This window comes from Micromonospora sp. NPDC048894, from assembly GCF_040649765.1.
GTDB lineage: Bacteria > Actinomycetota > Actinomycetes > Mycobacteriales > Micromonosporaceae > Micromonospora > Micromonospora antibiotica.
Map to the genome: position 1 here is coordinate 136,346 of NZ_JBEZFY010000012.1, position 25,258 is coordinate 161,603.

The 25,258-nt window shown below is 72.7% G+C and carries 18 protein-coding genes and 1 pseudogene; 6 read left to right on the plus strand and 13 right to left on the minus strand.

The features are described 5' to 3' along the window. Positions 1-32: 32 nt before the first annotated feature. The 6 genes from AB0C22_RS24125 to AB0C22_RS24150 all read right to left on the minus strand — a co-directional run bounded on the left by AB0C22_RS24125 (position 33) and on the right by AB0C22_RS24150 (position 7,075). On the minus strand, positions 33-1,712 hold the full coding sequence (locus AB0C22_RS24125) for a bifunctional 3'-5' exonuclease/DNA polymerase (RefSeq protein ID WP_357537155.1): 1,680 nt from the start codon (positions 1,710-1,712) through the stop codon (positions 33-35). A gap of 356 nt (positions 1,713-2,068) precedes the next feature. Then, positions 2,069-2,989: a carbohydrate ABC transporter permease gene (locus AB0C22_RS24130; RefSeq protein ID WP_219463627.1), complete on the minus strand. Its 921-nt coding sequence runs from the start codon at positions 2,987-2,989 to the stop codon at positions 2,069-2,071. 1 nt (position 2,990) lies between these two features. Beyond that, positions 2,991-3,899: a sugar ABC transporter permease gene (locus tag AB0C22_RS24135; protein ID WP_208570895.1), complete on the minus strand. Its 909-nt coding sequence runs from the start codon at positions 3,897-3,899 to the stop codon at positions 2,991-2,993. A 20-nt stretch (positions 3,900-3,919) separates the two neighbouring features. Next, positions 3,920-5,356 carry an N-acetylglucosamine/diacetylchitobiose ABC transporter substrate-binding protein gene (ngcE, locus tag AB0C22_RS24140; RefSeq protein ID WP_219463629.1) on the minus strand — a complete coding sequence of 479 codons (1,437 nt, stop codon included), beginning with the start codon at positions 5,354-5,356 and terminating at the stop codon, positions 3,920-3,922. A gap of 25 nt (positions 5,357-5,381) precedes the next feature. Then, on the minus strand, positions 5,382-6,131 hold the full coding sequence (locus AB0C22_RS24145; protein ID WP_208570897.1) for an SIS domain-containing protein: 750 nt from the start codon (positions 6,129-6,131) through the stop codon (positions 5,382-5,384). After that, entirely contained in the window at positions 6,128-7,075 is a 948-nt protein-coding gene (locus tag AB0C22_RS24150) for a MurR/RpiR family transcriptional regulator (protein ID WP_208570898.1), read from the minus strand. Before AB0C22_RS24150 ends, AB0C22_RS24145 begins: the two co-directional genes overlap by 4 nt. 202 nt (positions 7,076-7,277) lie before the next feature. Between AB0C22_RS24150 and AB0C22_RS24155 the strand changes: the two genes are divergently transcribed. From AB0C22_RS24155 to AB0C22_RS24165, 3 genes are all read left to right on the plus strand, one after another. Then, positions 7,278-8,306 (plus strand): BadF/BadG/BcrA/BcrD ATPase family protein, encoded by a 1,029-nt coding sequence (locus AB0C22_RS24155; RefSeq protein WP_357537157.1) that lies wholly within the window; start codon positions 7,278-7,280, stop codon positions 8,304-8,306. A gap of 165 nt (positions 8,307-8,471) precedes the next feature. Further along, complete coding sequence (locus AB0C22_RS24160; protein WP_043326981.1) at positions 8,472-8,675, plus strand: cold-shock protein; 204 nt, start codon at positions 8,472-8,474, stop codon at positions 8,673-8,675. A gap of 274 nt (positions 8,676-8,949) precedes the next feature. Then, positions 8,950-9,237 (plus strand): hypothetical protein, encoded by a 288-nt coding sequence (locus AB0C22_RS24165; protein ID WP_208570907.1) that lies wholly within the window; start codon positions 8,950-8,952, stop codon positions 9,235-9,237. Positions 9,238-9,304: 67 nt separating this feature from the next. On the opposite strand, the gene AB0C22_RS24170 is transcribed toward AB0C22_RS24165, so the two are convergent. From AB0C22_RS24170 to murD, 3 genes are all read right to left on the minus strand, one after another. Beyond that, positions 9,305-10,786, minus strand: coding sequence for a CoA-acylating methylmalonate-semialdehyde dehydrogenase (locus tag AB0C22_RS24170; RefSeq protein WP_357537196.1), 1,482 nt, complete (start codon positions 10,784-10,786; stop codon positions 9,305-9,307). Positions 10,787-10,950: 164 nt separating this feature from the next. Continuing rightward, the gene (locus tag AB0C22_RS24175; protein WP_208570900.1) at positions 10,951-12,258 is read right to left on the minus strand and encodes an aspartate aminotransferase family protein; all 1,308 of its coding nucleotides are present in this window, start codon (positions 12,256-12,258) and stop codon (positions 10,951-10,953) included. A 167-nt stretch (positions 12,259-12,425) separates the two neighbouring features. Next, positions 12,426-13,775, minus strand: coding sequence for a UDP-N-acetylmuramoyl-L-alanine--D-glutamate ligase (gene murD / locus AB0C22_RS24180; protein ID WP_357537159.1), 1,350 nt, complete (start codon positions 13,773-13,775; stop codon positions 12,426-12,428). 86 nt (positions 13,776-13,861) lie between these two features. Here murD and AB0C22_RS24185 point away from each other — a divergent pair, with 86 nt between their 5' ends. Beyond that, positions 13,862-15,211 (plus strand): hypothetical protein, encoded by a 1,350-nt coding sequence (locus tag AB0C22_RS24185; protein WP_219463632.1) that lies wholly within the window; start codon positions 13,862-13,864, stop codon positions 15,209-15,211. 359 nt (positions 15,212-15,570) lie between these two features. Here the strand turns inward: AB0C22_RS24185 and AB0C22_RS24190 are convergent, their stop codons facing one another. From AB0C22_RS24190 to AB0C22_RS24200, 3 genes are all read right to left on the minus strand, one after another. After that, on the minus strand, positions 15,571-17,373 hold the full coding sequence (locus AB0C22_RS24190) for a PucR family transcriptional regulator ligand-binding domain-containing protein (protein WP_357537161.1): 1,803 nt from the start codon (positions 17,371-17,373) through the stop codon (positions 15,571-15,573). An 80-nt stretch (positions 17,374-17,453) separates the two neighbouring features. Further along, complete coding sequence (gene argG, locus AB0C22_RS24195) at positions 17,454-18,905, minus strand: argininosuccinate synthase (RefSeq protein ID WP_357013707.1); 1,452 nt, start codon at positions 18,903-18,905, stop codon at positions 17,454-17,456. A 56-nt stretch (positions 18,906-18,961) separates the two neighbouring features. Continuing rightward, positions 18,962-19,777, minus strand: coding sequence for an RNA methyltransferase (locus AB0C22_RS24200; protein ID WP_357537163.1), 816 nt, complete (start codon positions 19,775-19,777; stop codon positions 18,962-18,964). A 281-nt stretch (positions 19,778-20,058) separates the two neighbouring features. Here AB0C22_RS24200 and AB0C22_RS24205 point away from each other — a divergent pair. Next, positions 20,059-21,892 (plus strand): annotated as a pseudogene (locus AB0C22_RS24205) (thiamine pyrophosphate-requiring protein). A gap of 262 nt (positions 21,893-22,154) precedes the next feature. Beyond that, complete coding sequence (locus AB0C22_RS24210; RefSeq protein ID WP_357537164.1) at positions 22,155-22,748, plus strand: thymidylate kinase; 594 nt, start codon at positions 22,155-22,157, stop codon at positions 22,746-22,748. A 116-nt stretch (positions 22,749-22,864) separates the two neighbouring features. Here AB0C22_RS24210 and AB0C22_RS24215 read toward each other — a convergent pair whose 3' ends face one another. Further along, a complete protein-coding gene (locus AB0C22_RS24215; protein ID WP_357537166.1) occupies positions 22,865-25,093 on the minus strand; it encodes a transglycosylase domain-containing protein in 2,229 nt (742 codons plus the stop codon). Between the last annotated feature and the right edge of the window lie 165 nt (positions 25,094-25,258).

Below are 25,258 nucleotides of genomic sequence, written 5' to 3' on the forward strand. Positions count from 1 at the left end.
GGGAGGAGGGGTGGGGTGGGGGTGGGGGTGGGTTAGGCGTGGGCGTAGCAGTCGACGGTGGAGAGGTCGAGGGGGAAGCGGACGGGGGTGTCGCCGAAGAGCAGGGTCGAGGCGCGTGCTCCGGCCCGGCGGATCGCCTCGGTCACCGGATCGGCCAGCTCGGCCGGGCAGTGCACGATCACCTCGTCGTGCTGAAAGAAGACCAACTCGCCACCGATACCGGCCAGCTCGCCCCGGAGCGTGGCGAGCATCGTCGAGGCCCACTCGGCGGCGGTGGCCTGGATGACGAAATTCCGGGTGAACCGGCCCCGGGACCGGGCGGCCCGCGCCCGGGGTGAACGGGGGTCCGACCCGGCGTCCGGGTCCACCAGGGCATCGTCACCGGTGTCGAAGCCGGCTGTCCCCGGTGGGCAGGTCCGCCCCAGCCAGGACCGGACCAGACCGCCCGCCTCGCCGGTGCGGGCTGCCGCCTCCAGGTAACCGAAGGCGGTCGGGTAGCTGCGCTTGAGCACCGCCAGGGCGGGCAGCGCCGAGCCACCGGTCTGCCCGTACATCGCGCCGAGCAGGGCCAGCTTGGCCCGGGCCCGGTCACCACCGAAGGAGTCCTGCGCCAACGCCGCATAGAGGTCACCGGCCGCACCGGCGGTGGCCAGCCGGGCGTCGCCGGAGACCGCGGCGAGCACCCGGGGCTCCAACTGGCCGGCGTCGGCCACCACCAACTGCCACCCCGGATCGGCCACCACCGCCTGCCGGATCACCTTGGGGATCTGCAACGCGCCGCCGCCCCGGGTCGCCCACCGGCCGGAGACCACCCCGGCGGGGACGTACTCCGGGCGGAACCGGCCGTCGCGGACCCAGGCGTCCCGCCAGGCCCAGCCGTGCGCCGTCCAGATCCGGAACAGCTCCTTGTATTCGAGCACCAACGGTACGGCCGGATGGTCGACGCCGCGCAGCACCCAGGCCCGGGTGTTGGGCAGCTGCACGCCGACGCGGGCGAAGGCGCGCATCAGCTCCGCCGGGGAGTCGATGTGCAGCTGCCGCACCCCGAGCGCCTCGGCGATCCGGGCGGCCAGTTCGGCCAGCCGCCGGGGCGGCCCGCCCATCGGGGACGCCTCGCCCAGCAGCTCGGCGAGGATCTCACCGTGCACGTCGACCCGCCACGGCAGCCCCGCCGCGGCCATCTCGACCGCGACGAGCGCACCGGCCGACTCGGCGGCGACCAGCAGCCGGAACCGGCCGGGATGCGCGGTGGCGGCGATCCGGGTGAGCTGGTCGGCGTACACCCGGGTCAGGGTGTCGATGCCGGGGCCCGGCGGGCCGGGGACGGCCTCGAAGAGCGCGGCCTGGCCGTGACCGGGCGGCGCGGGCGGCCGGGCCGGCGGGTCGGGTGGGACCACGGCCCCGATGAGCCGGGCGTACGCGGCGGCCGGTGAACGCGGCTCGCCCCACCGCCCGGCGTGCCCCAGCAGCAGCGCCTCGGTCAGCTCGACGTCGTGGCACCGCTCGACCCGCACCCCGGCACCCAGCAGGATGGGGTAGACCGCCGTGCCGGAGCCCCACACCCAGCGGGGACGCTCGGCGGCCTCCCGGGCGGCGACCGCGCGGGTCAGGTCGTCGACCAGCTCGACCGCGCCGGACGGGCGGCCGGCGGCGTCCAGCGGCCGGAGCGCGCCACCGCCCCGCTCGCCCGCCACCACCGCCACCACCGCCACGGCCCGATTCTGCCCCGCCCCTGTGACACCCCGCCGCTTCCGCCGGTCGCCGGGTCCGTCCCACCTGTCCGGCCGTCACCTACCGACACCTGCGGATCGCCCACTGCGGTACTGAGGGGCAGGGGGCGTGCCGGCACCCGGACAGCTGCCGCAGCACAGTGGCGGGGCCGGGTGCCGCCGCGGCCCAGCGGCCCAGCGGCCCGAGAACCGCGGTCCGGGGCCCGGGGCCCGAGAACCGGGGCCCGGGAACCGAAGTCCCGGGCACTGACCGCGCATGAGGGCTGGCGGCAGGGCGGAGCGCCAGCCGGCCCGGCGGCGGGATGGAGCGGGTCGCCTCGCCGCCGGGACGGAGGGGGCTACTTGACCGCGCCGGAGGTCAGACCGGACTGGATCTGCCGCTGGAAGATCGCGTACACGATGATCATCGGGAGGATGGCGATGGTCAGGGCGGCGAACAGGCCGGACCAGTCGGCCTCGTAGCCGGCATTGACCGAGATGTCGGCGATGCCCTGGGTGAGCACCCACTTGTCCTTGGCGTTGGAGAGCAGCACCAGGGGCAACTGGTACTGCGCCCACTGCCCGATGATGTTGAAGATCGCCACGCTGATCAGGCCCGGCTTCGCCATCGGCAGCATCACCTGGAAGAACAGTCGGGTGTGCGAACAGCCGTCGATCATGCCGGCCTCGGCCACCGAGTTCGGCAGCGTCCGGAAGAACGCGGCCAGGAAGAAGATGGTGAACGGCAGCGAGTAGGCGATGTAGACCAGGATCACGCCGGTGTGGGTGTCCAGCAGGCCCAGGTTGCGGACCACGAAGAACAGCGGCACCAGCGCCAGGAAGACCGGGAAGGCCAACCCGGAGACGAACAGGTAGTAGATCGCCCGGTTGCCCCGGAACTTGTACCGGGCCAGCACGTACGCGGCCATCGAACCGAACAGCATGGTGCCGAAGGTGCTGCACGACACCACGAAGACGCTGTTGAGGAAGTACCGGCCGACGTGCGCCTTGGTCCAGGCCCGGCCGAAGTTCTCCCAGCGCAGCTCCGCCGGCAGCGTCCACGGGCTGCTGAAGATCTCGCCGGTGTTCTTGAACGCGGCCAGGAACGTCCAGAGGATCGGCACGATGACGATCACCGCCCAGACGGCGAGCGCCAGCTGACCGAGCCCGCTGAACAGTCGTACCTCGTGGTGCTCGCCCCGGCCCTTGCGGGTGCGGGCGGCGGGCCGGCCGGGCGGGGTGTCCGCCGCGGCCGGCGGCAGCGTCGTCTGTGCGGCCATGTCAGTACTCCACGCTTTCCCGCTTGGTCAACCGCAGCGTCAGCGCCGCGAACGTGAGGGTGAGGAAGAACAGCGCCACACCCATCGCCGAGGCGTAGCCGTACTTCGAGTAGACGAAGGCGTTGCGGTAGATCTCCACCGCCAGCACCGTCGTCGCGCCGTCCGGGCCGCCGCTGTCCACCGAGAGCACCGCGACGATGGCGAACGCGTCGAACGCGGCGATGCCGAGATAGACCCAGGCCACCTGGAGGGTGTCCCAGAGCAGCGGCAGGGTGACCCGGAAGAACAGCATCACCTTGCTCGCCCCGTCCATCTCGGCCGCCTCGTAGATCTCCCCCGGGATCGAGGCCATCCCGGCCGAGAAGAGCACCACGTAGAAGCCGACGGCCTGCCAGACCAGCACCGCGATGATCGACCACAGGGCCAGGTTCGGCCGGACCAGGAACAGCACCGGGTCCAGCCCGATCTTCATCAGCACGCCGTTGATCAGGCCGGACTCGTTGGGCCGGTACACCATCTGGAACAGCACCGCGATGATGGCCACCGCCAGGACCTGGGGGAAGAAGAACACCACCCGGTAGAACTTCGACCCCCGGACCCCCTGCCGCTGGCCACCCACGCTGCGTCCGCCCACGTTGAGCAGGAAGGCGAAGAACAACGCGATGGCGATCGTGATCAGCGGCAGGGCAAGCAGCAGTACGCCGTGGTGCTGGACCGCCTGCCAGAAGCGCCCGTCGTCGAGCAGCCGCCGGTAGTTGTCGAAGCCCACCCACTGCGGGGCGGACAGCCCCCGCCAGTTGGTCATCGAGATCTGGAACGCCTGCGCGTACGGTGCGATGACGAAGACCACGTACAGCGTGACCGGGGCGAAGAGGAACCCGATCACGAACGGATACTTGCCGTGCCGCATGATCCCGCTACTCCGATCGGTCAGCGCGTGAACTTGGCGACGGAGCTGTCCTTCTTGATGGCGTCGGCCCGCTTCTGGATCCGCTCCACGAAGGCGTCCGCCTTGATCCGGCCGAACATCAGCTCGTTGGTGGCGGTGCGCGCCTCCGTGTCGAGCTCCTTGTACCAGCCGTCGAAGTACAGGTTGAACACGTCCTTGCCGGCGGCGGCGAGGGCGGCCTGCGAGCTGGCCACGCCGGGCGGGAAGGCGAAGCCGGCGCTGCCGGCGGTGACCACGGTCGGGGCCTTGACCACCTCGGTGAAGCCCTTCGCCCCGGCGACCGAGAGCATCTGGCGCATGTACTCCAGACCACCGCGCGGGTTCTTGCTCTTGGCCGAGACGAAGTAGCCCTCACCGGCGGTGGCCCGTACGGCGGTGGCGGGCAGCTTGTCCGAGCCGGTGAGGCTGGGCACCGGCATCAGCTGGTAGTCGAAGCCGGCCGGGGTGTCCTTCTTCTGCTCGCCCTCCAGCCAGTCGCCGCTGGGGTAGAGGGCCAGCTTGTACTGGTTCTGCCGCAGCTGCACGTCGGTGTGCTTGAGCCCCTCGAAGCTCTTGTCGACGTACTTCGCGCCGATCTCCTCCCATGCCTGGGCGGCCTGCTTGACCGCGTCCTGCTGCCAGGCGCCGTCCTCCAGGTTGTCGATGTTCTTGAGTACGTCGGTGCCGCCGATCTTCGCGGCGTGGGTCAGGATGACGTTCCACTGGTAGTAGGCGGCGTTCGCCCCGGCGTAGCCGTACGGGGTGATGCCCTTGGACTTGATGCCGTCGAGCAGGGCGGTGAACTCCGACCAGGTCTTCGCGGGCGCCCAGCCGTTGTCCTTGAACAGCTTGCCCGAGTACCAGATGCCGAAGACGGTGGAGACGTAGTACAGGACGTACGGCTTGCCGTTGAACGAGCCGGCCTCGACGGTGCCGGGGACGACGGTGTCGCGGACCTTCTTGCTCGGGTCGTCGACCGACGGGGCGTCCCACAGCTCGGTGAGGTCCATCAACTGCCCGTCGGCGACCAGCGAGCCGAAGTCGATCAGCTTCTCGCCGGAGTTGTTGACGAACTCCGGCGGGTTGCCCGAGGCGAACCGGGGCTGGAGCACGGTGGAGACCGCCTGGGTGGACTGGTGCTTGATCTCCGCCTTGGGGAACGCCTTCTTGTAGAGCGGCTCGTGCACGTCGGTGGCGTACTTCTCGCCGTAGCCACCGTTGAAGATGACCACCTCCAGCGGGGCGTCCTCGGCGGCGCCGAGCGGGTTGGTCGCGCTCTTGGTGCCCTCCTCGGCCTTGGTGGTGTCCTCGTCGGAGCCGCTGGTGGCGCAGGCACCGAGCAGGCCGACCACCGGGGTGGCGAGCAGGCCCGCCGCGGCGGTCCGGCCCAGCAGGCTGCGGCGGCTCATCGGGGTCGGGGTCTCGGGGGTGTTCGACATCGTCGTCTCTCCTTGGGTGTCCGGGTCAGGCGGTGCGCCGGAGACGCCCGGCGTACCGCGACTCGAGGGCGAGGTTGTGCGCGTCCCCACCGGGGACGTTGGCGGAGAGGTAGATAGGGGGTACCTCTCCGGCCTGGTGGAACCGTCGGACGACCTCCGCGGTCACCAGTTGCGCCAGCAGCGCGGAGGTGACCGAGGAGACCGCACAGACCGCGCCGCCGCCCTCCAGCGGCAGCAGTGCGTCGCCGTACGGTGCGCCGTTGTCCAGCACGACGTCGGCGAGTTCGGCGAGTCGGCGACCGGACGGGTGGCGGGGCGCGACCCGTGCGGTGTGGGCGACCGAGGTGACCGCGATCAGCGGGTGGCCGTGCCCGGTGACCAGCGTCGCCAGCTCGACGACCGAGCCGTTGATGCCGGACTGGGAGGCGATCAGGAAGACGTCGGCCGGCTGCGGCCGGGCCAGCGGGTAGAGCTGGTGGGCCACGGCCGGGTCGCGTTCCAGCTTGGGGTCGGTGAGCACGTCGCGCGGGGCGTCGCCGTGCAGCACCAGGTCGTGCAGGCCGATCCGGTTGGTGGGGACCAGGCCGCCGGCCCGGGCCACCAGTTCGGCGGCGAACGCCTCGGAGTGGCCGGCGCCGAACGCCTGGAGCACGCCGCCGGCCCGCAGGCTGGTGGCGATCAGGTCGGCGGCCCGGCCGATCGCCTCGGCCTGGGTGTCGAGCAGCCGGTCGAGGACGGGCCGGACGGCTCGCGCGTACCCCTGGGCACTGATCATGACGTGGTCCCCTTCGCGGCCTTGTGCCCGTCGACGGCCTGGGCGGTACGCCGGAAGGCCGCGTGGGCGCGGTCGTGGGTGCGCTGCGCCACGGCGATGTAGAGCAGGTCGAGCACGACGAGTTGGGGGTGCCGGGCGGACAGCGCGTCCGGCCGGAAGGTGGTGGCCTGGCTGGCGGTGAGCAGGACGATGTCGGCCAGTTCGGCGAGCGGGGAGCGGGGGAACCCGGTCAACGCGACGGTGGTGGCGCCCCGGCTGCCCGCCTCGGCGAGCATCTCGATGGTCTCCCGGGTCTGCCCGGTGTGCGAGATGCCCAGGGCGACGTCGCCGACGCCGAGCAGCGCGGCGCTGGCGAGCCCCTCGTGCACGTCGCTCCAGGCCCACGCCGCCACCCCGATGCGGTGCAGGCTGAACTGCATCTCCTCGCCGACCAGGGCGCTGCCGCTGGCGCCGAAGATGTTGACCCGGGCGGCTCCGGCGATGGCGACGGCGGCCCGTTCGACCTCGGCGAGGTCGAGCAGGGTGGCGGTGTCGTGCATGGCGCGGGTGTCGGCGGCCATGATCTGGTCGAGCACCCGGGCCAGCGGGTCGCCGGGCTGGATCTCCCGGCCGATGTCGACGGTCCAGCCGGCCGAGCGGGCCCGGCCGGTCTCGGAGGCGATGCCCAGGCGCAGGTCGGCGTAGCCGTCGAAGCCCATGGCCCGGCAGAAGCGGGTGATCGTCGCCGGTGAGGTGCCGCTGCGTTCGGCCAGCTCGACGATAGTGGCGCGGGCCGCTGCCTCCGGGTCGCTGAGCACCTGCTCGGCGACCCGGCGCAACGCTCCCGTCAACTCCCCCGTGCCGGCCCGGACCCTGGCCAGCACTCCGTCCGCGCTGCGCCGGTCGACCGGCTCGGCATCGACCACCGCGGTTGCCGCGGTGGTGTCCGCCTCGTGCTCGGCCATCGACGCGCCTTTCGGAAAAGAGTGTTAACTGTTAGTGGTAAAAGTTCTTACTGAAGGCCCCTTCCTGTCAAGACCATGGGCGAAGTTTTCAAACTGTTACCTGTCGCTACGGCCCGCCACCGGCGCCCGGTCTTGCCCTGCGACACCGCACCGACCAGCATGGACACCCCCACACCAGCGCACCCCCGGGAGGCCCGCGAGGATGTCCGACATCGTCGTGGTCGGCCTCGACGTCGGGGGTACGTCCACCCGGGCCACCGCCCTGACCCTCACCGGCGAACGCCTCGGCACCGGCCGGGCCGGCGGCGGCAACCCCACCAGCCACGGTGCCGAACGGGCCGCCGCCGAACTGTCGACCGCCCTGCGGGAGGCGCTGCGCGACGTCGACCCGACCCGGGTCCACGCCGGGGCGATCGGGCTGGCCGGGGCCGGCCGGTTGCGCGCCGACCCGGCCGGCCGGGCCGCCTTCGACCGGGCCTGGTCGGACGCCGGCCTGCGCTGCCCGTACACGGTGCACAGCGACGCCCTCGTCGGGTACGCCTCCGGCACCGCCGCAGCCGACGGCACGATCCTGATCGCCGGGACCGGGGCGATCGCCGCCCAGGTGTGCCGATGGCGACTGGACCGGGTCGCCGACGGGCACGGGTGGTTGCTCGGCGACGCCGGCTCCGGGTTCTGGCTGGGCCGGGAGGCGGTCCGGCGCCTGCTCGCCGACCTGGACGCGGCCCGGACGCCGGGGCCACTGGGCCGCCGGGTGCTCGCCACCCTGCTGGGGGACGACCGGGTCGCCGACCGGCCCCGAGAGACCGTGGACGCGGTGGTGCAGGCGGTCACCCGCCGGCCGGCGGTGGAGCTGGCCCGGCTCGCCCCGCTGGTGGTCGCCGCCGCCGCCGAGACCGAACCGGTCGCCGTCACGCTGATCGAGCGGGCCACCGGGCTGCTGGCCGACAGCGTCGCGCGGATCCGACCGGCCGACGCGGTGGACCCGGTGGTCCTCGGCGGCGGTCTGCTCACCGGTGACACCCCACTGGCCGTCGCCGTCACCGCGGAGCTGGCCCGGCGGTGGCCGGTCGCGCCCCTGCGTCCGGCCGGCGACGGCGCCTCCGCGGCGGCCTGGCTCGCCGCCCGCGACCTGCCGGGGGCCACCGATCCAACGGCTCTGCACCCGCTGCTCGTACCGGACCCGCCGGTCGACGGGAAGGGAGTCGCGACGGATCGTGTGCTACGGTAACCGGGTTGCAGTTTTGATTTCCGTAGACGTCTCATGGCGCCTGGTGGGTTATCTAAAACCCATCCGGGCGCTTTTCGTTTTTCGTGTCGTTTCGATGCGGGTTATCAACTCGGCGGCTAAGGGTCCGCGCAGTGCGGTCTCTCCACAGCCTGCAGAGGAGCAGACATGACTACAGGTACCGTGAAGTGGTTCAACGCCGACAAGGGCTTCGGCTTCATCAGCCCCGACGACGGCGGTGCCGACGTGTTCGCCCACTTCTCCGCGATCTCGGCGAGCGGCTTCCGCAGCCTCGACGAGAACCAGAAGGTGGAGTTCGACGTCACCCAGGGCCAGAAGGGCCCGCAGGCGGAGAACATCCGCCCGCTCTGATCCACGCTTCACGAACGGCGGCCCGACTGGTTCAGCGGGCCGCCGTTCGGCGTCTCCATCGCTCACCACGGCGACCGGGGCTGAGCGACCAGGGCCGCCCGGCCAGGCGTGAGCCGACGCAGACCCCTCCCGCTACGCGCCACGTTCCACAGCGCCGCCGCCCTGACGGTCGGGGCACGTACGACCCTGGTCCCGATGGAGCACAGCCCGACGCCCCGGCTCCCGATGACCACGGCCGGGGGCCGAGGTGCGCAGCGTTCACCCTGAAAGGCTGATGACTTTGACGACGACCTACTCGGGTCCGGCGAGGCTGATCCTGGCCGACGGCGCACGCATATCCGGCATGGCCTCCCTCAGCACCAACCAACGCGGTGGACTCAACGGCTGGGGTGGCACCTTCCGTCCGGACGAGATCACGACGGACCTTCGCAACGCCGTCGAGGGACTGCAACTGGAACTGCCCTACGACCGCGTGGGAACGGTCGCCGTCACCGGCCTACGCAAACTACTCGCCACGCAGGTGTTGATGTCGCTGGCAGGCCGCGGACCCGCACCATTCTGACCGTACGCCCGCACGGCCCCACCCCGCAGACTCGGTCACCCGTGCCTGCGGGGTGTGCCGCGGCTGCTCAGCTCTGGGTGGGGAAGCCGAGGTTCACCCCGCCGTGGCGCGGGTCCGGCCAACGGCTGGTGACCACCTTGCCCCGGGTGAAGAACCGCACCCCGTCCTCACCGTGGGCGTGCAGGTCACCGAAGAGCGACGCCTTCCAGCCGCCGAACGAGTAGTAGGCCATCGGCACCGGGATCGGCACGTTGATCCCGACCATGCCGACCTGGACCTCGTACTGGAACCGCCGGGCCGCCCCACCGTCGTTGGTGAAGATCGCCGTGCCGTTGCCGTACGGGTTGGCGTTGACCAGTGCCACCGCCGCGTCGTACGAGTCGACCCGGACGACGCCGAGCACCGGGCCGAAAATCTCGTCGGTGTAGATCGACATGTCCGGGGTGACGTGGTCGAACAGGGTCGGGCCCAGCCAGAACCCGTCCGGGTCCCCGTCCGGCACGACGTCCCGACCGTCCACCACCGGCACCGCGCCCGCCGCCACCCCGGCCTCGACGTACCCACGGACCCGCGCCAGGTGCGCGGCGGTGACCAGCGGCCCCAGGTCGCCACCGCGCCGACCGTCGCCGGTGCGCAGCCCGGCCATCCGGTCGGCGATCCGGGCGACCAGGGCGTCGGCGACCGGCCCCACCGCCACCAGCGCGGAGATCGCCATGCACCGCTGGCCCGCCGAGCCGAACCCGGCGTTGACCGCCGCGTCGGCGGCCAGGTCCAGATCGGCGTCGGGCAGCACCACCAGGTGGTTCTTGGCCCCGCCGAGGGCCTGCACCCGCTTGCCGGTCAGCGTCGCGCGCCGGTGCACGTGCCGGGCGACCGGGGTGGAGCCGACGAACGACACCGCCTGCACGTCGGGGTGGTCGAGCAGCGCGTCGACCGCCTCGGCGTCGCCGTTGACCACGGTGAGCACTCCGGCCGGCAGGCCCGCCTCGACGAACCACTCGGCCAGCAGCAGCGCCGCGCTCGGGTCCTTCTCGCTCGGCTTGAGCACCACCGCGTTGCCGCAGGCCACCGCCACCGGCACGAACCACAGCGGCACCATCACCGGGAAGTTGAACGGCGAGATCACCGCCACCACCCCCAACGGCTGCCGCAGGCTGTACGAGTCGACCTCGGTGGACACGTTCGCGCTGAAGCTCCCGCGCGACGCCGAGGCGATACCGCAGGCGTACTCGATCACCTCGAGGCCGCGCTGCACCTCGCCGGCGGCGTCGGCGAGCACCTTGCCGTGCTCGGCGGTGATCACCTCGGCGAGCCGGTCCCGGCGGGCGTGGACCAGCTCCCGGAAGGCGAACAGCACCGCCGTGCGGCGGGCCAGCGAGGCGTCCCGCCAGCTCCGGGCGACCCGCCCGGCCACCTCGACGACCATCGCCACCTCGGCCGCGTCAGCCAACGCCACCCGGCCGGTACGCCGGCCGGTGGCCGGATCGAAGACGTCGGCGTACCGCCCGGACGTCCCGTCGATCCGCCTACCGTCGACGAAATGCCCGATCCGGGGCGCGTCGCCCGCCCCCTGCTCGATGTCGGCAAAGTCGTCTTCGCTGTCGGCCGCCGCAGCCACCGGCCCGGCAGCCACCGGCCCGGCAGCCACCGGCCCGGCAGCCACCGGCCCGGCAGCCAACGGCGCTCCGGAGGGTGACGTCCCGCCCGGCGTGCTCACCGGGCCGCCTGCGCCGCGACGGCGCACCGGATCGCCTCGACCAGGATGGCCAGCCCCTCGCGGGCCTCGTCCTCGGTGAGGGTCAGCGGCGGGCCCATCCGCAGCACGTTGCCGTGCAGGCCGCCCTTGCCGACCAGCAGGCCACCGGCCCGGCACGCCTCGAAGACCCCGGCGGTCAACACCGGATCGGGCTCCAGCCCGCCGGGTCGGACGAACTCCACGGCGAGCATCAGACCCTTGCCCCGCACCTCGGCGACGCCGTCGAGGTCGGCGACCGTGGCCCGCAGCCCGTCGAGGAGGATCGCGCCCACCCGCGCCGCGTTGGCCTGCAGGTCGTGGTCGCGCAGGTAGTCCAGGACCGCGTTGCCGGCGGCGGTGCAGAGCGGGTTGCCGCCGAAGGTGGAGAAGCTGATCGCCGGCACCGACTCCATGACGTCCGCCCGGCCGACCACGCCCGCCAGGGCGAACCCGTTGCCGATGCCCTTGGCGAAGGTCAGCAGGTCCGGGGTGACCCCGTGCGCCTGGTAGCCCCAGAAGTGCTCGCCGGTGCGCCCCCAGCCCGTCTGCACCTCGTCGGAGATGAGCAGGATGCCGTGCTCGTCGAGCACCTTGCGCCAGCCGGCGAACAGCCCGTCGGGCGGGGCGACGAAACCGCCGACCCCCTGGATCGGCTCGGCGATCAGGCAGGCCACGTCGCCGCTGGTCTGGGTGGCGAGCACCTCGCGCAGGTCCTCCACGGCGGCCTCCGTCCGGTCGGCCTCGGGCAGCCGGGCGAGCAGCCCGCGCAGCCGCTCACCGGAGTGCAGAAAGGCCACCTGGAGCGGATTGTGCGCGCTGGCCGTCCAACCCCCGTTGCCGGTGATCCCCATCGTCGCGTACGACCGGCCGTGGTAACTGTTGCGGACGGCGAGGATCTGGTGCGACCGGCGGTGGTTGGTGGCGACCAGCAGCGCCGCCTCGTTCGCCTCGGTGCCCGAGTTGGTGAAGAAGACCCGGGCGTCCGGGATGCCGGCGAGCGAGGTCACCCTCTCGGCCAACTCCACCTGTTGCCGGATCAGATAGAGGGTGGAGGTGTGCACCAGACCGGTCCGCAGTTGACGCTCCACCGCCTCGCGGATCTCCGGGATGTCGTAGCCGATCATGTTGGTCAGCACACCGCCGAAGAAGTCCAGGTAGCTGCGGCCCTGGGCGTCGGTGACCCGGCGGCCGGACCCGGCGACCAACTCGATCGGCTCGGCATAGTAGAGCGGCATCCAGGACGGGAGCACGGCCCGGTGTCGGGCCAGCAGGTCGTCGGCGGTCATCGGCACACCCTTCAGCGGCGGCGGCTTGCGCGTCCTCCGCACGCTGCCACCCCGACCGGCCGGCGACAACTGGCACTGTGTAGCCCGGCGTCCGTCCCCGCCTGACACCGCGTCACCCGGCCCGGTGTCGTCGGGCCCGTGCCGGGGCCGAGGTCGCCGGCCCGCGCTCAGCCGGCGGCGGTGTCCCGGATCGCCTCGGCGAACACCTCGGAGCGGTGCTCGAAGTTACGGAACCGCCCGTAGCTGGGCGCCGCCGGGGAGAGCAGCACCACCCCGCCGGCCGGGGTCACCGACCGGGCCAGCCGGACCGCGTCCACCAGGTCGTCCACCAATTCGGTACGCACCTTCGGCAACCCGGCCAGCGCCGCCACGATCCGGGGACCACTGTCGGGAATCCCGATCACGGTCAACTCCCGCTCGGCCAGGTGCTCGGCCAGCGGCGTGTAGTCCAACCCCCGGTCGGTGCCACCGACGATCACCGTCAACGGCCGCCCGTCGTACGCGTCGATCGCGTGCATCGCCGCGTACGGGCTGGTGGCGAGGGTGTCGTCGACGAAGGTGAGGCCGGACGGGTCGGCGATCTCGGTGAGCCGGTGGGCCAGCCCGTGGAACCCGGCGACCGCCACCGCCAGGGTGTCCTTGTGGGCGACGACGTCGACCCCGAGCGCGTCGAGCACCGCGAGCGCCACGCACAGGTTGCCCGCGTTGTGCCGGCCGACCAGCGGCAGCACCCCCCGGGCGAACAACGGCCGGTCGCCGAGGTGGAACCAGTCGGTGCCGTCCGGGCCGGTGCCGACGTGCACACTGTCGGGCAGGCCGGCCCGGATCGCCGCCCGGTCGCCCAGCTCCAGTGCCAGCCGCGGGTCGTTGCCGTTGACCACCACCGTCCGGGGGCCGTACGCGATCAGGTTGAGCTTGTCGCGGTAGTACTCGGCCTCGCCGCCGTGCGCGTCCAGGTGTTCGGGGAACAGTGCGGTGACCACCGCGACCCGGGGCGAGTCGGTCAGGTCGCTGCACTGGTAGCTGGACAGCTCCAGCACGTACGACTCGGCGTCGGGCAGGTCGAGGGTGGGCACCCCGATGTTGCCGCCCAGGACGTTGGGCCGGTCCACCGCCGCGAGCAGGTGACTGATCAGGCTGGCCGTGGTCGACTTGCCCTTGCTGCCGGTGACCCCGATCGTCCGGTCGGCGTGGTCGGCCATCCACAGCGCGGTGCCCTGGGTGACGGTGACCCCCTTGGCGCGCAGCTCGACCAGCCACGGGTGGGTGTTGGGCACCCCCGGGGAGCGCACGACGACGTCGGCGGCGGCCAGCCGGGCGTACCCCTGCTCCCCGGTGACCAGCGGCGCGGCCTCGGCGAGCGGCCCCTCCCAGGCCACGGCGAGGAAGTTGGCGCTGTCGTCGACGGCGACCAGGTCCGCCGGGCCGTGCGCGGCGATGGCGGTCACGGCGGCGCGGCCCTCGCGGCCGGCCCCCCAGACGGCGACGGTACGGCCGCGCAGATCGGACAGGCGCACGAACTCTCCCTCAGGTGTCGACGGTGGTGCGGCGGCCGGTCCGGCGCAGCGGACCCGGCCGGACGGACCAGGGCCTAGTATGGCGTGTGCCCAACGAGCAGCTCCGGCGGATGGACGCCTTCACCTTCCCGTCGTACTCGTTCGACCCCGCCACCGGCGCGGCGTCGTTCGACTACGCCCTGACCGGTCCCGACGGCGAGCAGCGGTTCACCGAGGTGATCACGTTACCGGTGCCGGCCGCGCCGCCGTCGGACGAGACGGTCGCCACCCTGGGCCGGGTCCTGGAACTGCTGCACGTGGTGGCCGGGGTCAGCTACTACAAGGCCGCCGCCCCGCCGCGCCTGGTGCTGCCGACGCCGCTGGGCGGGGCCGCCACCGCGCTGGTCACCGCCGTCTACACCAAGGGTCTCGCCGAGTACGCCTACCGCAACCAGCTCCCGCACGTGCTGCAGCTGCGCCCCGAGGTGCCGGCCGGCGAGGTCCCGCCACCCCGGGTGTACGACGACTCGGACCGTCGGCCGCTGTCGGCCGTCGGCGGGGGCAAGGACTCCATCGTCAGCCTGGAGGCGCTGCGCCGGGGCGGCTTCGACCCGGTGCCGTTCTCGGTCAACCCCAACCACGTGATCGTCGCGGTGAACGAGGCGTCCGGGTTGCCGGCGCTGGCCGCCCGCCGGCGGCTCGACCCGGTGCTGTTCGACCTGAACGCGGCCGGGGCGCGCAACGGGCACATCCCGGTCACCGCGATCAACTCGCTGATCGCGGTCGCCACCGCCGTGCTGCACGGGCTCGGGCCGGTGGTGATGTCCAACGAGCGGTCCGCGTCCGACCCGAACCTGATCTGGAACGGTCACGAGATCAACCACCAGTGGTCCAAGGGGGTCGAGGCCGAGGGGCTGCTGCGGGCGGCACTGGCCGAGCACGCCGGGCTCACCGAGCCGTACTTTTCGCTGCTGCGTTCGCTGTCGGAGCTGCACATCGCCCGGCTGTTCGCCACCATCGACCGCTACGACGCGGTGGTGACCAGTTGCAACGCCGCGTTCAAGCTGCGCGACGCCAGCGCCCGCTGGTGCCGCGACTGCCCGAAGTGCCGGTTCGTCTTCCTGGCCATGGCCCCGTTCATGCCCCGGGACCGGGTGGTCGGCATCTTCGGCGGTGACCTGCTGGCCGACGAGACGCAGATCCCCGGCTACCGGGAGCTGCTCGGCGTGGACGGGCACAAGCCGTTCGAGTGCGTCGGCGAGGTCGAGGAGTCGGTGGTGGCGTTGAGCCTGCTCGCCGCCCAGGACCAGTGGCGCGACGCCCCGGTGGTCCGCACCCTGGTCGACGCGGTCCCCGCCGCCGCCTGGTCGACGGCCGCCACCTCCGACGTCTTCACCCCCGCCGGCCCCCACCACGTCCCCGCCCCCTACGCCAAAACCCTGGACACCCTGACCTGACCCCCCTCCCCCGCCCCCTCCCCGCTCCCCCTCCCCCCACCCCCATCACCCCGGTGATCAAGAGGTTCGCGTCACCAGGGCGGCAAATTCTGACGCAAACCTCTTGATCACCGTGAACCTGCCGGCCGGGCAGTCGGTGATCAAGAGGAATACGTCATCCGGACAGCGAAATCTGACGCAAACCTCTTGATCGCGGTCGACGGGCAGACCGCGTAGGCGGTGATCAAGAGGAATGCGTCACCCCGCCGACGAAATCTGACGTATTTCTCTTGATCACCGGAGACGGGCCGGGGGCGGGCGGGCACGGGGCGGGGGCGGGCACGGGGCGGGGCGGAAGGGCGGTGGGGTGGGGAGGGGCGTCAGGGGGTGCGGATGGCGTCGAGGGCCAGTAGGGCTACGTGGAGGGAGAGGCTGGTCTCGACCGAGTCGAGGTCGACGCCGAGGATTCGGCCGATCCGGGCCAGTCGCTCGTAGAAGGCCGGGCGGGACAGGTGGGCGGCAGCCGCGCCGGCCGACTTGTTGCGGCCCTGCTCCAGGTAGGCCCGCAGGGTGCCGAGCAGTTGCTCCCGGGGGTGTTGGGCGTCGTGGGCCAGTAGCGCGCCGAGTTCCCGTTCGACGAAGGTCTGTAACCGGGGCTCGTCGCGCAGCAGGTGCAGCAGACCGGCCAACCCGACGTGCGGCAGCCGGAAGACCGGCAGTTCCCGGCTGTCCCGGCGGGCGGCCTCGGCGAGCTGCCGGGCCTCGACCAGCGACCGGCGTACCTCCCGCAGGCTCCCGACCCCGGAGCCGGCGGCGACGATCACCGTCAGCCGGTGGCTGTTCCCGCCGGACGGCGGCGGGTCGGGGTGGCGGCGGCGCACGGCGGCGGCGAAGGCGGCGAGGGCGCGTTCCTCGGCGGCGGCGTCCGGCAGGGCGAGCAGGACACCCACCGCCTGGTCGTCGACCGGACTGGTCAGACCGGACAGCTTCGTCTCCCGCAGCGCCTGGCCGACCGCCTCGGCGAGATCCCGCAGCCGGGCCGGGCCGGCCTGCGGGTCCGCCGGGGCCGGTGTCGGCCAGGTGGCCGGGTACGCGGGAGGGCCGGCTCCGTCGACGGGTGGCCCGCCCTCGCCCGGTGCGGGGGTGCCCGCCGGGGCGTCGCGGCGGTGCCGGACCATGATGCCGACCAGGTGCCGGCGGTCGAGGGTCACTCCGAGCGCCCGGGCCCGCAGGGCGATCTCGTCCACCGGGCGGGAGTGGTCGAGCAGGGCGGTGAGCAGGGTACGGTGCAGTTGCCGTTCCAGTCCTTCGGCGTCGCGGCGGATCAGCCGGCCCAGCGCCAGCGTCGAGGCGGCCCGCTCCACCAGGATGGTCAGCCGGGTGGGCGGCGTGCCGACGGGCCGACCGTCGCCGAGGCCCGCCCGGGCCGGCCAGCGCAGCAGCAGCCGACCCCAGTCCTGCCCGCGCGCGCCGACGGTGGTCACCAACCAGCCGCTGTCCCCGTCGTACGCGGTCCGGCCGGTGGGACGGATCCGGCGGGAGTGCTGCTCCCAGCCGTCGAGCAGCAGGTCGGCGCTCTCCCCCGCCGGGTCGTAGGCGAGCACCTGCCGGGACAGGTTCTCCAGCACCACCGGGCAGCCGGCCAGCTCGGCGGCCTGCCGGACGACCTCGGCCGCCCCGGCACCCTCGACGGACAGCTCGGTGAACCGCTGGTGGATCTCCTCGGTGGCCCGCAGCTCGTGCAGTTGGGCGTCGACGATCTGGGCGTGCACCGCCTCGGTGATCCGGACGAACGGGGTGGCCCGCCGCAGCTCGACCAGGGGCAACCCGCGCCGCTCGGCGGCCACGGCCATCACCCGGGGCACCTCGGTCGGGTAGCGGCGGCCCAGCTCGACCACCAGACCGGAGACGCCCACCTCGGCGAGGTCGCCGATGAAGGCGCGGAGCCCGGCGTCGTCGGCCGGTAGCCCGATGCCGGTGGTGAGCACCAGTTCACCACCGCCGAGCAGGGTGGCGATGTCGGGCACCTCCGCCACGTGCACCCAGCGCACCGGCCGGTCCAGGCCGGCCTCCCCCGCCACCAGTCGCGGTGCGCCCCGACGGACCGGGTCCAGCGCCAGCACCTCACGGACGGTCGGGAACACGGGCGACACGCTACCCTCCGTGACCCCGGGTCCCGCCATCCGCCGTCCGTCGCCGCCCCGACGACGAGGGCGGCCCCGCCGGCCGGGGCGGTGACCCGTCCCGGCCGGCGGCGCGACGGTCAGTCGACGCCGAACTCCATCGCGGCCCGGTCGAGGGCCTCGTCGTCGGCCGAGGCGACGCCCCGGGAGGCGATGGCCTCCGCGCCGCCCTGCGGCATCGCCCCGATCAGCCCGGTGGAGGCGGCCTGGGCCGCGCCGACCGCCCGCTGGGGGGTCCCGCCGCCGACCAGGCCGAGGGTGGCGTACTGCTCCAGCTTGGCCCGCGAGTCGGCGATGTCCAGGTTGCGCATGGTGAGCTGCCCGATCCGGTCGGACGGGCCGAAGGCCGAGTCCTCGGTACGTTCCATCGACAGCTTGTCCGGGTGGTAGCTGAACGCCGGGCCGGTGGTGTCCAGGATCGAGTAGTCCTCGCCCCGGCGCAGCCGCAGGGTCACCTCGCCGGTGACGGCGGTGCCGACCCAGCGCTGCAACGACTCGCGCAGCATCAGTGCCTGCGGGTCGAGCCAGCGGCCCTCGTACATCAGCCGGCCGAGGCGGCGGCCCTCGTGGTGGTAGTTGGCCAGGGTGTCCTCGTTGTGGATGGCGTTGACCAGCCGCTCGTACGCGGCGTGCAGCAGCGCCATGCCGGGGGCCTCGTAGATGCCCCGGCTCTTGGCCTCGATGATCCGGTTCTCGATCTGGTCGGACATGCCCAGGCCGTGCCGGCCGCCGATGGCGTTGGCCTCCAGCACCAGGTCGACGGGGCTGCCGAACTCCTTGCCGTTGATCGTCACCGGGCGGCCCTGGTCGAAGCCGATGGTGACGTCCTCGGTGGGGATCTCCACGGACGGGTCCCAGAACCGGACCCCCATGATCGGGCTGACCGTCTCGATGCCGGTGTCGAGGTGCTCCAGGGTCTTGGCCTCGTGGGTGGCCCCCCAGATGTTGGCGTCGGTGGAGTACGCCTTCTCGGTGCTGTCCCGGTAGGGCAGGCCGCGTTCGAGCAGCCACTCCGACATCTCCTTGCGGCCACCCAGTTCGGTGACGAAGTCGGTGTCCAGCCACGGCTTGTAGATCCGCAGCTGCGGGTTGGCCAGCAGGCCGTACCGGTAGAACCGCTCGATGTCGTTGCCCTTGAAGGTCGAGCCGTCGCCCCAGATCTGCACGTCGTCGGAGATCATCGCCCGGACGAGCAGGGTCCCGGTCACGGCCCGGCCCAGCGGCGTGGTGTTGAAGTAGGCCCGGCCGCCGGAGCGGATGTGGAAGGCGCCGCAGGTCAGCGCGGCGAGGCCCTCCTCGACCAGGGCGGCGCGACAGTCGACCAGGCGGGCGACCTCGGCGCCGTAGCTGAGCGCACGTCCGGGCACCGAGTCGATGTCGGGCTCGTCGTACTGGCCGATGTCAGCGGTGTAGGCGCACGGGACGGCGCCCTTGTCGCGCATCCACGCGACCGCGACCGAGGTGTCGAGGCCGCCGGAGAAGGCGATGCCGACACGTTCGCCGATGGGCAGGGAGGTGAGAACCTTGGACACAGGAAAGATTATGCACCTGGCCGCATTCTCATGCAAATAGCCGGTGGTCGTGGTGGCTACCCGTCGACCGGGTCGTCCCGGCCCAGCTCCCAGAACGCCACCGCCGCCGCTGCGGCCACGTTCAACGAGTCCACGCCACGCCGCATCGGGATCACCACCCGCACGTCGCTGGCCGCCTGGGCCGCCCCGGTCAGCCCCGGGCCCTCCGCCCCCAGCAGCAACGCCGCCCGCGCCCGCTGCGCCGACGTCAACCGCTGCATGGGTACGGCGTCCGCCGCCAACGTCATCGCGAGCACGGTGAACCCCGCCTCCCGCACCTGGTCCAACCCCACCGGCCAGCGCTCCAGCTTCGCGTACGGCACCGCGAACACCTCCCCCATGCTGACCCGCACGCTGCGCCGGTAGAGCGGATCGGCGCAGGACGGCGAGAGCAGCACCGCGTCGATGCCGAGCGCGGCGGCCCCCCGGAAGATCGCGCCGAGGTTGGTGTGGTTGTTGATGTCCTCCAGGATCACCACCCGACGGGCGGCGGCCAGCACCTCGGCGGCGGTGGGCAGGGGCTTGCGGTGGAACGAGGCGAGCACGCCCCGGTGGACGTGGAAGCCGGTCGCCTTCTCCAGCACGTCGGGGGTGGCCGCGTAGACCGGGACGTCCCCGGTGTCCAGGTCGGCGAGCTGGTCGACCCGTTTCGCGTCCACCAGGTACGACCGGGCCGGATAGCCGGCCCGCAACGCCCGGCGCAGCACCAGCTCCCCCTCGGCGATGAACAACCCGTGCGGGGGTTCCCACCGGGTACGCAGCTCGACGTCGGTCAGCGCGCGGTAGTCGGCGATCCGGGCGTCGTCGGGGTCGGTGATCTGGTGAACGGGCACCGCCCGATTCTGCCGGGTGCCCCGGCGCGCACCTGCGGGGCGGTCCGGCGCACCGCCCGCCGGAACCCGGTCGCCTTTCCCGACCCGGTCGCCTTCCCCGACCCGGTCGCCTTTCCCGACCCGGTCGACCTCCCGCCCACGGGCAGGTTCCCGGACACCGTCGCCTTCCCGGGCACCGTCGCCTTCCCGGACGCGGGCGGGTTTCCCGGGCCGGACGGGGTTTCCCCGGACGCGGGGCGGGAAGGGGGCGGGAAAGGGACGCGACCGGAGGGACCACCACGATGAGCGCAACAGGCACCGCCGACGGCAGCTTGCCGAAGAACGCCACGGTCGCCGACCACATCGTGGCCCGCCTCGCCGAATGGGGGGTGCACCGCTACTTCGGGTACCCCGGCGACGGGATCAACGGGATGACCTCCGCGCTGCAACGAGCCGGCGGCCGGGTGGAGTTCGTCCAGGTACGCCACGAGGAGACCGCCGGTTTCGCCGCCAGCGCCCACGTGAAGTACGGCGGCGGCCCACTCGGCTGCGCCCTGGCGACCAGTGGCCCCGGCGCGATCCACCTGCTCAACGGCCTCTACGACGCCAAGCTCGACCACCAGCCGGTGGTGGCCCTGGTCGGCAACACCGCGCTGACCGCCGAGGGCGGCGGCTACTACCAGGAGGTCGACCTGCTCGCCCTCTACAAGGACGTCGCCTCGGACTTCCTGGCCCAACTCGACGACCCGTCCCAGGTGAGGCACCTGGTGGACCGGGCCTGCCGTACGGCGCTGTCCCGCCGGACGGTGACCGCACTGGTGCTCCCGCTGGACGTGCAGGACGAGCCGGCGGTACCGGATCCACCGCACGCGCACGGCTACTACCACACCAGTTCGGTCCCGAGCAGCATGCCGACGGTGCCGCCGGAGGCGGAGCTGCGCCGCCGAGGTGCTGCGCGGCGGCGAGAAGGTGGCGATGCTGGTCGGGCAGGGCGCGCTCGGTGCCGAGCAGGAGGTACGCCTGATCGCCGACCGGCTGGGCGCGGGGGTGGCCACCGCCCTGCTCGGCTTCACCGCCGTCGACCACCGTGAGCCGTGGGTGACCGGGGCGATCGGCCTACTCGGCACCCGACCGAGCTGGCAGCTGATGCAGGACTGTGACCGGCTGCTGATCGTCGGCAGCAACATGCCGTACTCGGACTTCTATCCGCCGCAGGGGCAGGCCCGTGCGGTGCAGATCGACCTGGACGGGTCCCGGATGGGGCTGCGCTACCCGACGGAGGTCAACCTGACCGGCGACGCCGGCCCGACCCTGCGGGCGTTGCTGCGGGAGCTGGGCGACGGTCCCGCCCCGACGGCCTGGCGGGCGACCGTCGCCGACGCCACCTCGGCGTGGCGACGCGCCCAGGCGGACCTGGCCGGGCAGCCCGCCGACCCGGTGAACCCGCAGCTGTTGTTCCACACCCTCAACGACGCACTGCCCGACGACGCCATGATCGCCGTCGACTGCGGCACCGCCACCGCCTGGTACGCCCGCCACCTCCAGGTCCGCCCCGGCATGCTGGCCAGCCTCTCCGGCACCCTGCTGTCGATGGGCGGCGCCATGCCGTACGCCCTCGCGGCGAAGTTCGCCCACCCCGACCGGCCGGTGGTGGTGTTGATCGGCGACGGGGCGATGCAGATGAACGGGGTCAACGAGTTGATCACCGTGGCGAAGAACTGGCGGCACTGGGCCGACCCGCGTTTCGTGGTGCTGGTGCTCAACAACCGGGATCTGGCGTTCGTCAGTTGGGAGCAACGCTCCACCGAGGGCAGCCCGCGCTATCCGGCCAGCCAGGACGTGCCGGATGTGGCGTACCACCGGTGGGCCGAGGTGCTGGGCCTCGACGGCGAACTGGTCGACTCCCCCGACCAGGTCGCCGGCCTGTGGCGTCGGGCCCTGACCGCCGACCGTCCCGTGGTGGTGAACGCGATGGTCGACCCGGCGGAGCTGATGCTGCCCCCGCACTTCACCCTCGACCAGGCCCGCAAGACGGCGGCGGCCCTGCTGCGCGGCGACACCGACCGGGCCGGCATCGTCCGCCGGGGCATCCCCGCCACCCTGGCCACCTACCGCCCCCGCCGCAAAAACCCCTGACCACCCACCCACCCGCCAGCCCACCCACCCGCACCGCCCCGGAGCGGGGACCGGACCGGACCGCCCCGCCCAGCCTCCGCGCCGGACCGCGGTGATCAAGAGGTTTACGTCAAACAAAGCCCCATTCCTGACCTGAACCTCTTGATCACCGGGCCAAGCCGGGGTGGGGTGAGCCGGGGTTTGGGTGGTTTTGAGTGGGGGTGGGGTTCGGGGGGTGGTGGGGTCGTATTGGGTGGTTAGGGTGCGAAGGATGGGGCGTGGGGTGGTTGTCGCGATGGTGGGGACGGACGGGTCAGGAAAGTCGACCCAGGCCAGAGGGCTGGTGGGGCGGCTGAACGAGGCGGGGATACCCGCGACCTACCTCGAGAATGCCGGTGGACGGCCGCTGTGGAACCGGCTGGCGCGGGCGGTGGGCCGTCGCGACGGCGTGCATCTGTTCGGACGGCGTGCCTACCCGGTGCTGGAGGCGACGGTACGGTGGGTGGCGCTGGCACGTGCGGTGGCGGTCACCCGGTTGACCGGGCGGGTCGGGGTGATGGACCGTTGGACCTGGTGCCAGTACGTGATCATGCGAGCCCGCGGCGACCGGGGTGTCGGGCTGGTCCGCGCCGCGTACGCCCTCTTTCCCCGGCCGGACCTGGTCTGTTTCCTGGCGGTCCGGCCGGAGCTGGCCCAGCGACGGGTGCTGGAGCGGGGCATCGACACCGAGGAGTTGGCCCACCTGACCGCGCTCGACGCCGGTTACCGGGCGCTACCGGAGTTCGGCAGCTTCACTCTGGTCGACGGCAACGCCGCCCCGGCGACGGTGGCCGACGCCCTGGACCGGGCGGTCGCCACGGTGACCGGCAGGCGGTAGGGGTTTTGAGGCCACTCGAACATGGATCGAGCGCGATCTTGCACCTCGGTGCCACGCACGAACCCCGGCTGCGCGACCTGGGCGTACCGGCCGACTGGCACCCGCACGACCCCGGCTCAGCCCCGACGGTTCTGCAACCAGCGCAGCAGGTCCGACGGGAAGCCCTCGTCCGGTTGCGGCGCGCTGGGGGACGGCCGGGGCGTCGGACGCTGCGGGTTGCCGACGAGTTCCCGGCTGGGGGCGGTGAAATCGCGGACCGGCTGGCCATCCACGGCGGTACGGATGGTCCGGGCGACCGCCGTGATCACCTCACCCTGCACCGCCGCGCCGACCGCGTCGCTGGGGTCGTCGGGGTTGGCGGCGATGCCGGCGACCGCCACCTGCGGGGTGAAGCCGACGAAGGTCTCGGTGGCGTTCTGCTCCGAGCTGCCGGTCTTGCCGGCCACCGGGCGACCGACGATCCGGTCCACCCCACCGGCGGTGCTGCCGTTGCACTGCCCGTACGCCGACTGCTGGCCGACCGGGCAGCGGGCCGCGTCGGTGGCGGCGCGGGCCACGTCCGGCGTCAGCACCTGCTTGCAGGCCGGCTGCCCGACCGGCACGGTCGTGCCGTCCGGGGCGGTCACCGAGACCACCGGGGTCGGCGCACAGTACGTCCCCTCGGCGGCCACCGTCGCGTAGGCGTTGGCCAGGTCGAGCGGGGTGGTGGCGGACACCCCGAGGGTGAACGCCCCCCAGTCGTCGGCGTCGTGCGCGGCGAGGTCGGCGTCGGCCGGCGCGCGGAAGGTTATCCCGAGGCGCTGGGCCATCTCCACCACCTTGGCCGGGCCGACCTGCTCTTCCAGCCAGACGAAGTAGGTGTTCACCGAGCGGCCGAAGCCGTCCCACATCATCCGGTAGCCGTCCATCCGCGCCGGGTTGGCGTTGGCCGGGCACCACCGGCCGTCACAGGACGCCTCCCCCTCGGCGGGGAACCGGGTGGTCAGCCGGCTCGGCGAGTCGAACCCGGTGGACAGGGTACGACCGTTCTCCAGCGCAGCCAGCATGGTGAACAGCTTGAACGTGGAGCCGGCCTGGTAGCCGGCGATGCTGCCGCCGCCGGATACCAGCGGGTTGACGGTCTGGCCGTCGCCCACCCCGTACTCCCGGTTGACGGCCAGGGCGAGCACCCGCCCGGTGCCGGGCTCGACGGCGGCGATCGGCAGGGCCCGGGCGTCGTCGGCGGGGTAGACCTTGCGGGCCTCGGCGACGGCGGTGGCCTGCACGTCGGGGTCGAGCGAGGTGACCACGGTGTAGCCGCCCCGGCGCAGCGACTGCTCCCGCTCCTGGGCGGTCGCACCGAAGGCGGGCTGATCCAACCACCAGCGGCGCAGGTAGTCGCAGAAGAAGCCGGCGTCGGCGCTGGCCATGGCGGTGCAGCCGTTGGGCTGGGCCGTGGGGTGCAGGGTCAGCTTCTCGGCGCGGGCCCCGTCGGCCTGGGCGGCGGTGATCGCGCCGGTGGCGACCATCGAGTCGAGGACGTACCCGCGTCGCTTCAGGGCCGCGTCCTGGTCACCGTCGATCGGGCTGTACGCGTCGGGCGACTGGACCAGGCCGGCGAGCAACGCCGACTCGGCCAGGGTCAGGTCGGCGGGCGCCTTGCCGAAGTAGCGCTGGCTGGCGGCGGCGACCCCGTACGCCCCGGAGCCGAAGTAGGCGATGTTGAGGTAGCGGTTGAGGATCTCGTCCTTGCTGAGGGTCTTCTCCAGCTCGGTGGCGTACCGGATCTCCTGGAGCTTGCGCCCGACGGTCTGCTCGGTGGCCGCCTCCCGTTGCTCGGCGGTGGCCGTGGGGTCGGTCTTGAGCACGTTGCGCACGTACTGCATGGTCAGCGTGGAGCCGCCCTGGGCGGTGCCGCCGCCGGTGACGTTGGCGACCAGGGCGCGGGCCATGCCGCGCAGGTCGGCCCCACCGTGGGAGTAGAAGCGGCGGTCCTCGGCGGCGACGATCGCCTGCCGCAGTGTCGGGGCGATCTCGGCCAGCGGCACGTCGGTGCGGTTGACGTCGTAGAACGTGGTGAGCAGCGTCTTACCGTCGTTGGCGTAGAGGTAGGAGCGCTGCGGGGTGGCCGGGGTGCGCAGCGCCGCCGGCAGGTCGTCGAACGCCCCCAGGACCGCCTTGGTGGCGATGCCGGCGAGCAGGTTGCCCGGGAGCGCGGCGACTGCGAGGACCAGACCGGCCAGCAGGCCGGCGAGCAGCACGGTGAGCAGCCGCGTCAGCGGCGTCCGGGGTGAGGACATGGACGCAAGCATTGCCACCGCACCGGGTAGCAGCCCACTCCGCCAGCGGATTGTCAGGTAACTCACCGTAATCTGCCAGCGACTTCCCCGCCCCGTCCCCCTCCCGTCCCCGCATCCCCCGTCCATCCCGTCCATCCCGTCCATCCCCTCCGTCCCGGCGGCTCGGTGATCAAGAGCTTTGCGTGCTCTCCGGCCGAATTCCTGACGCAAACTTCTTGATCACCGACCCGA

Coding starts and splice junctions, on each gene's coding strand:
- AB0C22_RS24145 (WP_208570897.1), bottom strand. CDS start 6,131: ATGATCAGTGCCCAGGGGTACGCGCGAGCCGTCCGGCCCGTCCTCGAC.
- AB0C22_RS24165 (WP_208570907.1), top strand. CDS start 8,950: ATGACTTTGACGACGACCTACTCGGGTCCGGCGAGGCTGATCCTGGCC.
- AB0C22_RS24135 (WP_208570895.1), bottom strand. CDS start 3,899: ATGCGGCACGGCAAGTATCCGTTCGTGATCGGGTTCCTCTTCGCCCCG.
- AB0C22_RS24190 (WP_357537161.1), bottom strand. CDS start 17,373: ATGGCGGGACCCGGGGTCACGGAGGGTAGCGTGTCGCCCGTGTTCCCG.
- ngcE (WP_219463629.1), bottom strand. CDS start 5,356: ATGTCGAACACCCCCGAGACCCCGACCCCGATGAGCCGCCGCAGCCTG.
- AB0C22_RS24175 (WP_208570900.1), bottom strand. CDS start 12,258: ATGACCGCCGACGACCTGCTGGCCCGACACCGGGCCGTGCTCCCGTCC.
- AB0C22_RS24155 (WP_357537157.1), top strand. CDS start 7,278: ATGTCCGACATCGTCGTGGTCGGCCTCGACGTCGGGGGTACGTCCACC.
- AB0C22_RS24150 (WP_208570898.1), bottom strand. CDS start 7,075: ATGGCCGAGCACGAGGCGGACACCACCGCGGCAACCGCGGTGGTCGAT.
- AB0C22_RS24130 (WP_219463627.1), bottom strand. CDS start 2,989: ATGGCCGCACAGACGACGCTGCCGCCGGCCGCGGCGGACACCCCGCCC.
- AB0C22_RS24160 (WP_043326981.1), top strand. CDS start 8,472: ATGACTACAGGTACCGTGAAGTGGTTCAACGCCGACAAGGGCTTCGGC.